12 protein-coding genes and 1 tRNA gene are annotated in these 12,196 nt (G+C 70.4%); 8 read left to right on the plus strand and 5 right to left on the minus strand.

What is annotated here, in order from left to right:
• The first annotated feature begins 142 nt into the window (after positions 1 to 142).
• From IEZ17_RS20510 to IEZ17_RS20520, 3 genes are all read left to right on the plus strand, one after another.
• Positions 143 to 1,390 carry a DNA polymerase III subunit delta' gene (locus IEZ17_RS20510; RefSeq protein ID WP_189302189.1) on the plus strand — a complete coding sequence of 416 codons (1,248 nt, stop codon included), beginning with the start codon at positions 143 to 145 and terminating at the stop codon, positions 1,388 to 1,390.
• A gap of 132 nt (positions 1,391 to 1,522) precedes the next feature.
• Positions 1,523 to 3,127 carry an alpha/beta hydrolase gene (locus IEZ17_RS20515; protein WP_189302191.1) on the plus strand — a complete coding sequence of 535 codons (1,605 nt, stop codon included), beginning with the start codon at positions 1,523 to 1,525 and terminating at the stop codon, positions 3,125 to 3,127.
• A gap of 81 nt (positions 3,128 to 3,208) precedes the next feature.
• A tRNA-Thr gene (locus tag IEZ17_RS20520) sits at positions 3,209 to 3,282 on the plus strand.
• 247 nt (positions 3,283 to 3,529) lie between these two features.
• On the opposite strand, the gene IEZ17_RS20525 is transcribed toward IEZ17_RS20520, so the two are convergent.
• A complete protein-coding gene (locus IEZ17_RS20525; protein ID WP_189302193.1) occupies positions 3,530 to 3,775 on the minus strand; it encodes a DUF6336 family protein in 246 nt (81 codons plus the stop codon).
• On the minus strand, positions 3,772 to 3,954 hold the full coding sequence (locus tag IEZ17_RS20530) for a DUF6336 family protein (protein WP_189302195.1): 183 nt from the start codon (positions 3,952 to 3,954) through the stop codon (positions 3,772 to 3,774). The genes IEZ17_RS20525 and IEZ17_RS20530 overlap by 4 nt, the downstream gene beginning before the upstream one ends.
• Positions 3,955 to 4,380: 426 nt before the next feature.
• On the opposite strand from IEZ17_RS20530, the gene IEZ17_RS20535 reads away from it, so the two are divergent.
• From IEZ17_RS20535 to IEZ17_RS20550, 4 genes are all read left to right on the plus strand, one after another.
• On the plus strand, positions 4,381 to 5,256 hold the full coding sequence (locus tag IEZ17_RS20535; RefSeq protein ID WP_308427677.1) for a glycerophosphodiester phosphodiesterase: 876 nt from the start codon (positions 4,381 to 4,383) through the stop codon (positions 5,254 to 5,256).
• A 142-nt stretch (positions 5,257 to 5,398) separates the two neighbouring features.
• On the plus strand, positions 5,399 to 5,986 hold the full coding sequence (locus IEZ17_RS20540; protein ID WP_189302198.1) for a DUF3995 domain-containing protein: 588 nt from the start codon (positions 5,399 to 5,401) through the stop codon (positions 5,984 to 5,986).
• 787 nt (positions 5,987 to 6,773) lie between these two features.
• Positions 6,774 to 7,889, plus strand: coding sequence for an acyltransferase family protein (locus tag IEZ17_RS20545; protein ID WP_189302347.1), 1,116 nt, complete (start codon positions 6,774 to 6,776; stop codon positions 7,887 to 7,889).
• Positions 7,890 to 8,233: 344 nt separating this feature from the next.
• Positions 8,234 to 9,061: an arylamine N-acetyltransferase family protein gene (locus IEZ17_RS20550; RefSeq protein WP_189302200.1), complete on the plus strand. Its 828-nt coding sequence runs from the start codon at positions 8,234 to 8,236 to the stop codon at positions 9,059 to 9,061.
• A gap of 287 nt (positions 9,062 to 9,348) precedes the next feature.
• Here the strand turns inward: IEZ17_RS20550 and IEZ17_RS20555 are convergent, their stop codons facing one another.
• The 3 genes from IEZ17_RS20555 to IEZ17_RS20565 all read right to left on the minus strand — a co-directional run bounded on the left by IEZ17_RS20555 (position 9,349) and on the right by IEZ17_RS20565 (position 11,168).
• Complete coding sequence (locus IEZ17_RS20555) at positions 9,349 to 9,747, minus strand: RidA family protein (RefSeq protein WP_189302349.1); 399 nt, start codon at positions 9,745 to 9,747, stop codon at positions 9,349 to 9,351.
• 284 nt (positions 9,748 to 10,031) lie between these two features.
• Complete coding sequence (locus tag IEZ17_RS20560) at positions 10,032 to 10,382, minus strand: DeoR family transcriptional regulator (protein ID WP_189302202.1); 351 nt, start codon at positions 10,380 to 10,382, stop codon at positions 10,032 to 10,034.
• Between the two features lie 51 nt (positions 10,383 to 10,433).
• The gene (locus tag IEZ17_RS20565; protein WP_229852442.1) at positions 10,434 to 11,168 is read right to left on the minus strand and encodes a spheroidene monooxygenase; all 735 of its coding nucleotides are present in this window, start codon (positions 11,166 to 11,168) and stop codon (positions 10,434 to 10,436) included.
• 132 nt (positions 11,169 to 11,300) lie between these two features.
• Between IEZ17_RS20565 and IEZ17_RS20570 the strand changes: the two genes are divergently transcribed.
• Positions 11,301 to 11,924: a TetR/AcrR family transcriptional regulator gene (locus IEZ17_RS20570; RefSeq protein ID WP_189302204.1), complete on the plus strand. Its 624-nt coding sequence runs from the start codon at positions 11,301 to 11,303 to the stop codon at positions 11,922 to 11,924.
• Positions 11,925 to 12,196: the final 272 nt, after the last annotated feature.

A 12,196-nucleotide genomic window follows, 5' to 3' on the forward strand; every position in this document is an offset into this window, starting at 1 on the left:
CGGCGGCGCCGACCGCTGCCGGGATTCGGTTGTCAGTGGGTTGGACCACAATGGGATCTGCGCGGGTGAGGCGTCCGGCGTTCGCGCCCGGACGTGCGACCGCGCCGGCAAGGCACGCAGAACGGACAGGACGGCGGCAGCGATGGCGGTATGGGACGACGTGGTCGGCCAGGACCGGGTGACGGCGCAGCTCGCCGCGGCTGCGCGCGACGCGGACGCCATAGTGGCCGCCGAGAGCGCGGCGCGGGCGGCCGGCGGGCAGCCGCCGGCGGAGCGGAGCGGCGCCTCCCAGATGACCCACGCCTGGCTGTTCACGGGCCCGCCCGGCGCCGGCCGGGACACCGCAGCGCGCGCCTTCGCGGCGGCCCTCCAGTGCGTCAGCCCGGACGGCGCCGGATTCGGCCCCTCCGGTCCCACCCCCGGCTGCGGCTTCTGCGACGGCTGCCACACCACCCTCGTCGGCACCCACGCCGACGTCGAGATCGTCCGTACGGACCTGCTGTCCATCGGCGTCAAGGAGACCCGCGACCTGGTCCGTAGGGCCTCGCTCTCCCCGGCCGGCGGGCGCTGGCAGGTGATCGTCCTGGAGGACGCCGACCGCCTCACCGAAGGCGCCGGCAATGTCCTCCTCAAGGCGGTGGAGGAGCCCGCTCCGCGTACGGTCTGGCTCCTGTGCGCGCCCTCCATCGAGGACGTGCTCCCCACGATCCGCTCCCGCTGCCGCCACCTCACCCTCCGTACGCCCCCGGTCGGCGCGGTCGCCGACGTCCTCGTGCGGCGCGACGGCATCGATCCGGAGACCGCCGACCGGGCCGCCCGCGCCACCCAGGGGCACATCGACCGGGCCCGCCGGCTCGCCACCGACGAGCGCGCCCGGGCCCGCCGGGCGGCCGTCCTGAAGCTCCCGCTCCGGATCGACGACATCGGCGGCTGCCTCAAGGCCGCCCAGGAGCTGATCGACGCGGCGGGCGAGGACGCCAAGCAGGTCGCCGAGGAGGTCGACGCCAAGGAGACCGAGGAGCTGCGCGCCGCCCTCGGCGCCGCCGCGGGCACCGGCGGCCGGCTGCCCCGCGGCACCGCCGGCGCCATGAAGGAGCTCCAGGACCGGCAGAAGCGCCGCTCCACCCGCACCCAGCGGGACAGCCTCGACCTGGCCCTCGTCGACCTCACCGGCTTCTACCGCGACGTCCTGGCCCTCCAGATGGGCGCCGCGGTCCCGCTCGCCAACGACGAGGTGCGCGACAGCATCCAGCGCATCGCCACGACGTCCACGCCGGAGCGCACCCTGCGCCGCATAGAAGCGGTCATCGCCTGCCGGGAGGCCCTGGACCGCAACGTCGCCCCCTTGCTCGCGGTCGAGGCGATGACGGCCGCGCTGCGCGAAGGCTGAATCACGTCCCCCATCCTCCCCAGGAGTGCACACTCACCGTCCCCGTGTCGATACGCTCCGTAAAGCAACCCGCGATTGAAGGATGCCCGCCCCGCCCCAGGAACACCGGCCAACCACCCCCAGGGACCGCCCATGCAGCCGAGCCGCCTGCTCCGCACCCCCGCCGCCGCAGCCGCCGCTGCCGCCACGGCCCTCGCCCTGCTGATCTCCGGCTGCTCCTCCGGGAGTTCGTCGCCCGGTGGCGCGGCGGCCCCGGGGCATACGAAAGAGGCCGGCACCGATCGCCAGGCGCCCAACGGCTCGCTCCTCGCGCCGCTCCCCACCGCTGTCCCGGCCAACCTCCGCCCGTACTACGACCAGAAGCTGAGCTGGCACGACTGCGGGGTGGCGGGCTTCCAGTGCGCGACGATGAAGGCCCCCCTGGACTACGCCAAGCCCAGCGCGGCCACCGACCTGAAGCTCGCCGTGGCCCGTAAGCAGGCCGCCGGCCCGGGGGCGCGGCTCGGCTCCCTGATGGTCAACCCCGGCGGCCCCGGCGGCTCCGCGATCAAGTACCTGGAGCAGTACGCGCCCCAGCCGGCCGCCGTCCGCGCGCGCTACGACATGGTGGCGATGGACCCGCGCGGCGTGGCCCGCAGCGAGCCCGTCGAATGCCTCACCAACCAGCAGATGGACCGCTACACCCAGACCGATACGACCCCCGACACCCCCGCCGAGGTCAATCAGCTGGTCACCGCCTACCGCGACTTCGCCAAGGGCTGCGAGACCCACTCCGGCAAGCTGCTGCCGCACGTCTCCACCATCGAGGCGGCCCGCGACATGGACGTCCTGCGCGCCGTCCTGGGCGACAAGAAGCTGACATACGTCGGCGCCTCCTACGGCACCTTCCTCGGCGCGACCTACGCGGGCCTCTTCCCCTCCCACTCCGGCCGCATGGTCCTCGACGGCGCCATGAACCCGTCACTGAACTCGCGCACCATCAACCTCGACCAGACCGCCGGCTTCAACACCGCCTTCCTGGCCTTCGCCGCGGACTGCATCAAGAAGAAGAACTGCCCGCTCGGCACCACGAGCCCCGAAGACGCCGGCAAGCGGCTCTCCGCCTTCTTCAAGAAGCTGGACGCGCACCCGGTGGACACCGGCCAGGACCGCAAGCTCACCGAGTCCCTCGCCACGACCGGCGTCATCGCCGCCATGTACGACCAGGGCGCCTGGGCCGAACTGCGCGAATACCTCGCCCAGGCCGAGGCCGGCAACGGCCGCGGACTGCTCGCCCTCTCGGACAGCTACTACGAGCGCGACGCCGACGGTCACTACGCCAACCAGATGTTCGCCAACCCCGCCGTCAACTGCCTCGACCTCGCCCCCGCCTTCACCGGCCCCGACCAGGTCCGCGCCGCCCTGCCCGCCTTCCGCAAGGCATCCCCGGTCTTCGGCGACAACTTCGCCTGGTCCGCCCTGAACTGCGCGTACTGGCCGGTCAAGTACACCGGCGCGACCCACCGCATCCAGGCCAAGGGCGCCGACCCGATCGTCGTCGTCGGCACCACCCGCGACCCGGCCACCCCGTACACCTGGGCCAAGGGCCTCGCCGCCCAGCTCTCCAGCGCCACCCTCCTCACGTACGTGGGCGACGGCCACACCGCCTACGGCCGCGGCAGCGACTGCATCGACACCGCCATCAACACCTACCTCCTCGAAGGCACCCCACCCGCCAAGAACAAGCGCTGCACGTGACCCATCCCACACGCCCCTGACCAGCCCCCGAACCGATTACAAAGCACCCCCCGCTCCTGTGTAGACTGGGCCGCGCACCACGCCGCCTTAGCTCAGTTGGCCAGAGCAACGCACTCGTAATGCGTAGGTCTCGGGTTCGAATCCCGAAGGCGGCTCTTGCGAAGACCCAGGTCAGGAATTTCTGACCTGGGTTTTTTCTTGGTTGGGGCGGGTGCGCCGCCGTTCGGACGGCGGCGTACCCGAGGCAGGCCGGTAGGGGGCGGCCGGGCCGGTCAGGGGCGTCGGGAGCAATTCGCCGACCGCGTGGCGGCGTTGGGGGGCGTTGGGGGAGTGCCGGTGGGTCGGGCGATCACCGGTGCGGGTACGGGCGCAGGGGGTTTTGCGCTTGCGCGCTGCCGGGCCTCAGTGCCGACCGTAAAGCCATCCGCTGCCCTGGCTCGCGTTGATGGGCACGGTGAGGAGCCAGGTGAGGGCGCCGGTGGTGAGGGTGAAGGCGTCGGCGCGGACGTAGGCGGCGCCCCAGGCGAGGACGCCTCCGGAGCGGCCACGGGCCGTGCGGAAGTCGCGCAGGCGGCGGATGTCGCCGGAGGAGCAGGCCCAGCAGAAGCCGCCGACCGCCCAGAGGAGGACCGAGACGCCGAGGCTCACGATGGTGAGGGTGCCGAGGAACGTGGTGCGGTGTTCATGCCATGTGTAGGCCCGGCGGTCACCGAGGCGACCGCGGGTATCAGGGTGGCCGCCGCCCCGTAGAGGGCACCGTGCGGGACGACGTCCCTGAAGCGGAGCCTGGGCATGATCACGCCCTCTTCCTCGGCGGCTGCGGCCATGCGGGTCTGCTTGCCGTTGCCGCCGGCGGCTCAGGGGGCTCCGGTCCGCAGGCTTGATCTATTCGGTTGGCCATGCACGCAAACGATAGGGACGGGTGGGCAAGGGGGCGGGGCGGGGACGCGAAATTCTGGGTCTGGTGCCGAGGGGCGGGGCGGGACGGGTGCGGGGAGGATTCGCACGAATGGCCGGATGGGTCCTGGATGGCCGAGGTGGGGGCCGGCCTGCGGAAAGGCGGTGGGCCGGGGTGCTGGGGACGGAGCGGAGGGGGAGCGTTCCCGTGGCGGGGATGCGGGGACGGGGGCAGAGTCGGGAGGCAGGGCGTATCCGCCTTCGTGGAGAGCGGAGGGGCCCTAGGGGGCGTACCTGACGCAGATGGCACCGTCTGCGCCGAGCGACCTGGAGGCCCCCGCATGCTGCGGAGATCGATGCGGATCGCGGCCGGCGGAGTCGCGTTCCTGGTGACGGCGGCCATGGCGTCGGTGGCGCTGGCGTCCGGCCCCGAGGGGCATCCCGAACTGGCCACCAGGGGCGGGACGCTCGTGGGTATCAGGGCCGGCCATCAGGCGCCTTTTGTGATCGCGCACCGTGGCGCGTCCCGTTACGCGCCGGAGAACACCCTCGCCGCCGTCGATGCGGCGCACCGCCGCGGGCTCGTATGGGTCGAGAACGATGTGCAGCGGACCAAGGACGGCCGGCTGGTGGTGATACATGACACCACGCTCAATCGGACCACCAATGCCGCGAAGGTGTTTCCGGGGCGGGCGCCGTGGCGGGTGGGGGATTTCACCGCGTCCGAGATCGCGCGGCTGGACGCCGGGAGCTGGTTCGGAAAGCAGTTCGCGGGGGAGCGGGTGCCGACGCTCGCCGACTATCTGCGCAGGCTGGACCGTAACGGGCAGGGCCTGCTGCTGGAACTCAAGGTGCCCGAGGAATACCCGGGAATCGAGGCGCAGGCGCTGCGCGAACTGCGGGAACTGGGGTGGCTGGATCGTGCGCACATCCGCCATCGCCTGGTGGTGCAGAGTTTCTGCGTACGCTGCGTGAAGCGGGTGCACCGGCTGATGCCCAAAGTACGTACGGGGATCCTGGGGGCACCGCCGGTGAGCAAACTGCGGCGTTACGCGCGGTTCGCCGATCAGATCAATCCCCGTATGGCCGAGGTCAGTTCGCAGTGGGCCAGAGCCGTGCACCGGCTGCGCGGGCCGCACGGGCGGCGGCTGGAGATCTATGCGTGGGACGTCGGGGCGAAGGCGAGTGCGCGGTCGGTACAGGGTCGGGGAGTGGAAGGGGTTATCGACTAGGACGGGCGCTATCGGCCGGGTTCAGGCCGGGGGCTTACCTGACCTGGCCTGATCCGACATCCGACCTGTTCGGTTCGCTTCGATTGGCACGTGTTCGGTAAATCGGCGGTCCGTCGGTGAACCGGCGGGCAGAATCGCGGCCATGAAGAGTGCGAATGCCGCCGAGAGCCACTATTCGGTCGCCTGGCCGGGGTATGCCGCCGCCGTATGGGGCTTTGTCTTCGCCATACCGAGCTTCTACTGGGCGCTGGGCGGACTGCTCGGGGCGGAATCCATGGTTTCGCCGTCGCTGGTCCACCTGGCGGAGGAGCGGGACCCCGATTTCCTCGTCGTGTTGTGGCTCACCGGCATTCTCAAAGTCGTCGGCGGGCTCGTGGGGTTGGCGCTGGTTCGCCGGCGCGCATGGGGGCGTGGGATGAGCCGCCTGCTCCAGTTGCTGGCGTGGGGCGCGGGGGTGCTCTTGGTCTGGCACGGGGCGTTGTTCGTCGGGCAGGGGTTGCTCGTAGAGGCGCACGCCATCGAACTCGCGCCGGAATTGCGGGGGATGAGCCGCTGGTACACGTATCTGTGGGGACCGTGGTTCGTGGCCGGCGGAATCGCCTTTCTGCTTGCCGCCTGGACCCATTTGGGCGGCTTGACCGAGCAGCGGAGCGCCCGGATTGCCGGGATGGTGGGCGGTGCCGGGGCGCTGCTGCTGTCCGTCATGGCGCTTGTCGCCGGAATCGGTTGATCTTCGCGGGGGTGCGCGGCGCGTACGGGCGTAGGGCGCGCAGGGTGCGCACGGTGTGTGGGGCGCGTGGGGTGCGCACGGTGCGTACATGAGTCGGGACTTCGGCGCGTCCGATGGTGAAGTCCGGTGCAGTGCAGGCGCGTTCGGGATCGGCAGGTGCGCGTCGGGGATTTACGAGCGTGTGTTCGGTGTACGTGTCGCCTTTCCATCCACCCATATTTTGCAGCATTTTTCCCGTGTTGAGTGGAGGAGTCGCGTAGGGCGGGGCATGGTGGGCGGGCATGGCAGGGCGGGATTTACGGGATTCCGGTGGCGAGGCTAAGGTGCCTGGGATGTTCGGCACCACGTCATCCCCCGTAAAAGAACTAAGACGCAGGATTTGGCTTTGGGGTCCCCTTTTGGGGACAGGTCCGTGTCCGTGTCCGGCTCGTCCTCTGGGTGCGTACGAGGAGGGCTCTTGACGAACGATTTTCCGGCGCCCGGCGAGCGGCGGGTGCCGCTTCCGGCGCCACGGCAGTTGCCGGACGACGCGCTGGACTCGGAAGGCACGGCGGACAGCACAGGTGTTTCGACGGCCACGCTCTCCTCGGCGGTAACTGCGGGGGAGGATGACGCGGACGCCAAATCGCTGACGGGGGGCGAAAGTCGAGATGGCGGGGAGACGGGAGGCGGCCAGCCGTACGGCGCCCTTACGGACCAAGACCGTGAGGGCCACGACCGCGAGGATCACGAGCGTAAGAACCAGGGCTGTGAGGGCCAAGACCGTAAGGGCCGGGCCGGCGCAGTCATCGTTCGTAAGGGCCAAGCCGGTACGGTCAACGGCCGTACAGAGAAAGCCCGTACGGACACCGGGCGGGCGGCGGCCGGTGGTGCTCAGGGGAAAACCCGCGACGCGTTTTTCGACAACGCTAAATATTTGGCCATCGTGCTGGTTGCTATGGGGCACGCCTGGGAGCCGCTGGGCTCCGGGAGTCGGACGGCGGCGGCGCTCTATATCGCCGTCTACGCGTTCCACATGCCGGCGTTCATCATTATCTCAGGTTATTTCTCGCGCAGTTTCGATATGCGCAGGGACCGGTTGCAGCGGCTGATCACCGGTGTCGCGGTCCCCTACCTCATCTTCGAGATCGCCTATACCTTCTTCAAACGCTGGGCGGGCAACGACCCCAGCTACCCCATCAACCTCCTGGACCCCTGGTATTTGACCTGGTTCCTGGTGGCGCTGTTCATCTGGCGGCTGACCGCACCGCTGTGGAAGATCGTGCGCCGGCCGCTGCTGCTGGCCCTGATCATCGCCATGATGGCGTCCGTCACGCCGGAGATCGGCGACGATCTCAACCTCCAACGGGTGCTGCAATTCCTGCCGTTCTTCGTGCTGGGGCTGAACCTGCGGCCGGAGCACTTCGCGCTCGTACGCGGTCGGTGGGCGCGGATCGCGGCCGTACCGGTCCTCGGCGTCGCGCTGCTCGTCGCGTACTGGGCCGCACCCCGGATGAACGCCGACTGGTTCTACCACTGCGACAGTGCACAGGAATTGGGCGCCCCGTGGTGGAGCGGTGTGGTGATGACGCTGGCGATGTTCGGCTGCTCGCTGGTGCTGGTGGCCTGCTTCTTCGCCTGGGTGCCGGGCCGCACGATGTGGTGTACGGCGCTGGGCGCGGGCACCCTCTACGGCTACCTCCTGCACGGGTTCCTCGCCAAGGGGTCGCGTTTCTGGGGCTGGTACCACCAGGCATGGCTGCACACCGCTTGGGGCGAGGTGCTGCTGACCCTGTTCGCGGGCACGGTGGTCACGCTGCTGTGCACGCCGCCGGTGCAGCGGATCTTCCGGTTCGCGGTGGAGCCGAAGATGGCGTGGGCGTTCAGGAAGGATCCGCGGGAGGCGGCGCGCGGGCTGGGGTGAGGGGCGGGGGACCCGGCCGGGGACCCGGCCGGGGAGCCGGCCGGGGTGGCGGCCGTGGTTCCGGACGGGGGATGACCGGGGAAGAGGGGAGGGGGTGGGCGTCTGGATGTTGGTGCCCGTGGTGGGCGATGTTGGTGCCTGTTGCGGGTGGGGCGTTGGATGTAGGGCCCGTCGCTGTAGGTCGTAAGCCCGGGCTCGCCCGGTCGTGAGCCGAACTCGCCCGGTGGTACGCCCGGTCGGCCCCGGTCGCCGGTCGAGGAGTCGATCGCCTCCCGAATGCGGCGTCTCCTAAGCTCCCTCCTGGCGCCGACAGGAGCACGCCACGACGAGGGGGGCACAGCACCATGACCGAATCCCACTGGGGCGGCGACCAGCTCGATCTGGACGCGTATCTGGCGCGCATCGGCTACGAGGGCGACCGCCGGCCGACCCTGGAGACGCTGCGGAAGCTGCATGCCGGGCACAGCGCGTCGATCGGCTTCGAGAACATCGAGATCGTGCTCGGCCGCCCGATCCTGCTCGACCTGGAGGCGTTGCAGGCGAAGATGGTCCGGCAGCGGCGCGGCGGCTACTGCTACGAGCAGAACCTCCTCTACGCCGCCGCCCTGGAGCGCCTGGGCTTCCGCGTCACCGGGCTCGGCGCGCGTATCCGGATGGGCGAGCGCAAGGTGCGTCCGGTCACGCACGCGCTGCTGAGGGTCGACCTGGACGGTACGGACTGGATCACCGACGTCGGCTTCGGCGGTGAGGCGCTGCTCGCACCGATCCCGTTGCGGGACGGTGTCGAGGCGCAGCAGGGCGACTGGACCTTTGGCCTGGCGTACGAGAAGGAGGCCGAGGCGTGGGTGCTGCGCTCGCTGCACGATGACGGCTGGTTCGACCTGTACGCCTTCGGGGCCGAGCGGCGCTTCCCGGTCGACTACAGCGTCTTCAACCACTACATATCGACCCATTCGCGGTCGCCGTTCACCGGCAAGGTCGTGGTGCAGCTGCCGCTGGCCGATGTGCGCCGCACGCTCGTCGCGCGGGAATTCGTCCGGACCCGGCCGGACTGGTCGCGGGAGGTGCGGGAGGTCGCACCTGAGGAGATCCCGGGGCTGCTGGACTCGGAGTTCGGGATCACGCTGTCGCCGGCGGACGCCGAGGCGCTGGTGGCGACGTACGGGGAGTGAGCGGACGTACGGGGAGTGAGCGTACGTACGGGAGTGAGCGGACGTACGGGAAGTCGGCGGACGCACGGGAAGTCGGCGGGCGTACGGGGGGAGTGGACGTACGGGGAGTGAGTAGAGGTACGGGGAGAGGGTTGGTGTACGGGTAGTGGGCGGGGGAGCTGGGGCCGGGAGGGCAGCGTGAGTGCTCCGGCTCCTTGGCGCCGGGGGCTTGCGGCTACAGCGGATGCGCGGTCAGTGTCGGGTCGTTGAACGCTGCCGGACGACGGGGTCAGTGGTGGACGACAGGGTCAGTGCCGGATGACGGCGATACCCTCGATTTCGACCAGGGCTGTTTCGTCCCACAGGCGGGTGGCGCCGATGACGGCCATGGCCGGGAAATCGCTGCCCACCAGGCGTTTCCACACCCGTCCGATCTCCCGGGCGTGCAGGCGGTAGTCGGCGATATCGACGGCGAAGACGGTGAGCTTGGCCAGGTCGGACGGACCGGCGCCGGAGGCGGCTGCGACCTCCAGGAGGTTGGTCAGAGCCCGCTCGAACTGCTCGACGATGCCGTTCCCGACGATTCGGCCCGCACCGTCGAGGGCGGTCTGCCCGGCCAGGAAGACCAGGGTGCCGGGGGCGGTGGCACGGACGGCGTGGCTGAATCCGGTCGGTGGCGCGAGGTGGGGTGGATTGATGCGCTCCAGGTCGCGGCTGCCGACGGCACCGGTGACAGGGGTACCGCTGTCCTTGACGGCGCCGGCGGCCCGGACGTCATCGCTGCCGGGGGCGGTGCCGACGGACGGGACGGAATCGCTTCCGGGGGCGGTGCCGTTCTCCGCGTCGCACCCGCCGGTCTGGCCGTGCTGCCCCGTCTGGTCGGCCTGTTCGTGCTGCCCGGCCTGTTCGTGCTGTCCGGTCTGCCCGCGTAGGCCGTGCGGGCCGTGCGGGTCGGCCGCGCTCAGCTTGTCCGTCTCCCCACGGTCAACGCTCATCCCCGCCGGCTCCCCTCTGCTGCCAACTCGTATCGCACTCCCAGGGATTGAAGCGCGTCCTGCTCCTCCTGGGGAAGGAGTTCATCGGAGATGACGAGATCGAAGTCGGTCGGCGGCGCCGGCTCGTTGATGGCCTGGAGCAGCCTGCCCTGATGCTCCGGGGTGTCCAGATCGCGGTGCACCGTCATCTGGCTGACGCCGAGCTCCTGGGCCAGGTCCTCGATGGTCACCTGGTCCTCGGCCGGCACCCGGTCGCTGATCCGCCTGCGGCGGCCCTTGGGGCTCGGCTTCGTGACCGGCGCGGCGGTCGCGACCGGGGCGTCGACTGCCCCTTCGGTGTCGGTCAACGCTGGTCCCTTCGCGGATCGGATGTCGGCCGTCCGTCTGCTGTCAGCCCCCTACCCGGCGAGTTTAGGACGGGGCGGGGCTGCGGCAGCCGTGGTTATCGGCTCGGCGCCGTCCAGCGTGCCCTGGGCGCCGTAGGGGTGGCAGCGGAGAAACGCGGCTTCGTGATGGAACGGTGCCGCCCGGTGCTCCTGGACCGCCGCCTTGTGCTGAGGCTGCGCGGAGCCGTACGCGTAGCGGCTCATCGCGGAGACGCTCTGCCATATGGAGAACGTACCGACGAAGCGCGGCGGTCTGGCCAGAGCGGTGGACGCGAGCAGTGCGGGATCGGCCGCGGCCCGGCTGGAGGCGGAGGAATTGGCGCGCAGGAAGGGGACCGCGCGTCGCAGCCGCAGCTTTCCCAGGGTGAGGACGGCGACCGGACCGTCCTCGTCCGCCATCGCGGTGCCCGGGTCCGTCTCGACCGGCATCGGACTCCACGCGCCCGAGATCCGGACCGGCCGCAGCCGCACATGCCAGCCGCCGGACATCCGGCGGGCCAGCGGGTCTTCGGCGAGGAAGCGGTCCAGGGCGACGTCGTCCTCCCATGAGGCGATCAGGGCGGCCCGGCCGGGGTGCAGCTTGGGCAGGCCGGAGGCGATGGCGCCGGTGAGCGTGGTCTCGGCGTAGCGCAGGCCGGGGGTCGCTCCGTGGCGTGGGCACTGGCTGAGGACGGTCCGCACGGAGCGGACGCCGATGTCGGCGATGTGCACGGAAACGATCATGGTGACCCCCGTCGCCTGCTCCATGAAGTTACTGATGCGTATACCATTTGGTACACGACTGAGTATGCTTCATCGCAGAGACAATTGCGAGCGGAATTCCGCGGCCGAAATGAGCCAGATCCCATCACCCGCACCGACACCGCACGAGGACGTCGCATGAGCGAGATCGACCGGAACCGCGCCGCCCGGGCCGAGGCCAGGACGCGCATCGAGGACGTGGCCGCCCGGCTGTTCGCGGAGCGCGGCTTCGCGGGCACGACCATCGGGGAGATCGCCGCCGAAGCCGGTCTGAGCAAGCCGATGCTCTACCGCCACTTCGACTCCAAGCAGGAGCTCCACCTCGCCCTGCTGGAACGGCACCGAGACGAGCTGGCCGCCGCTCCCATCCGTGAACTTCTGCACGGCGAGGGCGACTTGGGTCGGCGCATGGAGGCGATGTACGACGCCTGGTTCGGGTATGTGCAGTCCCACCCGTACACCTGGCGGATGATGTTCCGCGACACCACGGGCGACGCGGAGGTACAAGACTTCCACCGCGAACTCCAGCGCAGGCAGCGCGAAACGGACATGGCCCTGCTGCGCGAGTTCGTCCCCGGCGTCCCCGAGGCCGAGCTGGAACCCCTCGGCGAGGCCATCCGCAGCTCGCTCTACGGGCTCGCCCTGTGGTGGCTGGACCGCCCGGAACAACCACGCGAGATCCTGGTGGCGACCATGACCCGGATCACGCGTGGCTTGATATCAACGGTTGAGGGGGCGAGGGAGGGGCGTTCGGACGGCTGAGAGGCCGCACGGCACGGGCAGGAGCTGCTCCATGCCGGCTCGGCGCACTGGTTCTGTGTGGCCAGTCCAGTCTCTGCGCGGCGAGTTCTGCACGGAGGGTCCTGTGCGGCGGTTCTGTGCGCGGTTCTGTGCGGTGGCCTCGGTGCAGCGGTTTCGGCGCGCCGGCCCTTGCGCCATGGCCACTGCACTCCAGCGCGTCGTACCGGTGCCGTGCCGAAATGGTGCTGTGCCGAAACGTTGCCACACGGCACCGGTGCCGCGCCGCTCCGGTG

The organism is Streptomyces albospinus (assembly GCF_014648695.1).
Lineage (GTDB): Bacteria > Actinomycetota > Actinomycetes > Streptomycetales > Streptomycetaceae > Streptomyces > Streptomyces albospinus.